Source organism: Methylobacterium sp. WL103, from assembly GCF_008039885.1.
Lineage (GTDB): Bacteria > Pseudomonadota > Alphaproteobacteria > Rhizobiales > Beijerinckiaceae > Methylobacterium > Methylobacterium cerastii.
In genome coordinates, this window is sequence record NZ_VRUX01000718.1 from 1 (window position 1) to 1,881 (window position 1,881).

Genomic DNA, 1,881 nt, shown 5'->3' on the forward strand with positions numbered 1-1,881 from the left:
CCCGCAGCCTGCGCCGGCTCGGCGCCCTCACGCTCGGCGAGCGCACGCGCCCCGTGCCCGCCGACCTCGACTCGGCCAAGGTGCTGGCCCGCGGCATCGCCAGCCTCGGCCTCGAACGGCTGCCCTGGACCCCGGCGCTGACGCAGTGGCGCGCCCGCATCGCCTTCCTGCGCGCGGCGGAGGGCGGCGACTGGCCCGACCTCGCCGACGCCACCCTCTTGGAGACCATCGAGGACTGGCTCGCGCCAGCCCTCGTCGGCCGCCTCGGCCTCGACGCCGTCTCCGCCGCCGACCTCGGCGAGGCGTTGCATGAGCTGTTGCCGTGGCCGCTGCGCGCCCGCCTCGACACTCAAGCGCCGACCCATGTCGAGGTGCCGACCGGCTCACGCATCCCGATCGACTACGAGACCGAGGGCGGGCCGGTCCTGGCCGTGCGGGTGCAGGAGCTGTTCGGGCTGGCGACGCATCCGACTGTGGGCCGGGTGCCGCTCGTCCTCCACCTGCTCTCGCCCGGCCACCGCCCGGTCCAGATCACCCGCGACCTCCCCGGCTTCTGGCGCGGCTCCTGGAGCGCCGTGCGCACCGAGATGCGCGGCCGCTATCCGCGCCATCCCTGGCCGGAAAATCCGCTGGAGGCGCCACCCACCCGCCGCGCCAAGCCGCGGGGCACGTAAGCGGGTGAGGTGAGCCAAAGCCTGAAGTGCCCCCGAACTTCGCGTGACAGCCGGCGGTCGCGATGCGACCGTGCCACAAAACCCTGCGCCTGCGCCCGCCGCGCGATCGAGATCCCGCCCCCATGACGCCCAGCGAACCGCGAACGCCCGAGGCCGAGCCCCACGAGGGCGACGGCTGGACGCCGATCCACGACACCGGCTTCATCGCCCATGTCGGGCCGGTCTACGTCCGCGACGGCGCCTACGCGTTCCGTGCCGCCGACAAGCACGCCAACCTGATCGGCGTGGTCCACGGCGGCATGCTGATGAGCTTCGCCGACCGGGCGCTGGGCGAGACCGCGATGCGGGCGGCCGACGGGGCGAATTGTGTGACGATCCAAATGGAGATGCAGTTCGTCGACACCGCGCGGCTCGGCGACTGGATCACCCTGGCGCCCGAGGTCGTCAAGCGCACCGGCTCGCTCGTCTTCCTGCGTTGCGAGCTGCGCCACGCGGCGCGCCTGGTCGGCGTCGCCTCGGGCGTCTGGAAGATCCTGCGCCGGCGCCCGGAGGCGCCCCCGGTTCCCAGCCCGTCCGGCGCGCTATCTGAGGGCGCATGACCGCCTCCGACGATCCGACCCTGAGCCGCCTCGGCGCGGCCCTGGCCGAGCTGCCCAAGCGCGGGCTGCCGCCGGTGGACAAGTGGAATCCGCCCGATTGCGGCGCGATCGACATCCGCATCGCCGCCGACGGCACCTGGTTCCACGACGGCACGCCGATCCGCCGCCCGAAGATGGTGAAGCTGTTCGCCTCGATCCTGCGGCGCGAGCCCGACGGCACGACGGTGCTGGTCACGCCGGTGGAGAAGGTCTCGATCACCGTGGAGGATGCGGCCTTCGTCGCCGTCGAGATGGCGATCGACGGCGAGGGCGACGCGCGCCGCATCAGCTTCCGCACCAACGTCGACGACCTCGTGCCCGTCGATTCCGAGCACGGCTTACGTTTCGCCGAGGGTGAGGCCGGCGCCCTCAAGCCCTATCTCCACGTCCGCCGCGGACTCTGGGCGCTGGTGACGCGGGCGCTGACCTACGATCTCGTGGCGCTCGCCGAGGAGCGCGAGATCGAGGGCGTGCCGTGGCTCGGCATCGCCGCAGGCGGCCGCTTCCACCGCATCGCCCCGGCCGACGCCGCGTGAGCGCCGTGGACAGCCCGACGCGCGACGCGGACC

Annotated in this window: 3 protein-coding genes; all 3 read left to right on the plus strand. The window is 73.4% G+C overall.

Going from position 1 to position 1,881, the window contains the following annotated elements:
- Window positions 1-674, plus strand: a 674-nt coding sequence (locus FV222_RS24610; RefSeq protein ID WP_281406921.1) for an ATP-dependent helicase C-terminal domain-containing protein, incomplete at its 5' end; no start/stop codon positions are given.
- A 122-nt stretch (window positions 675-796) separates the two neighbouring features.
- Complete coding sequence (locus FV222_RS24615) at window positions 797-1,273, plus strand: PaaI family thioesterase (RefSeq protein ID WP_147815872.1); 477 nt, start codon at window positions 797-799, stop codon at window positions 1,271-1,273.
- Entirely contained in the window at window positions 1,270-1,848 is a 579-nt protein-coding gene (locus FV222_RS24620; protein ID WP_147752732.1) for a DUF1285 domain-containing protein, read from the plus strand. The genes FV222_RS24615 and FV222_RS24620 overlap by 4 nt, the downstream gene beginning before the upstream one ends.
- Window positions 1,849-1,881 lie beyond the last annotated feature (33 nt).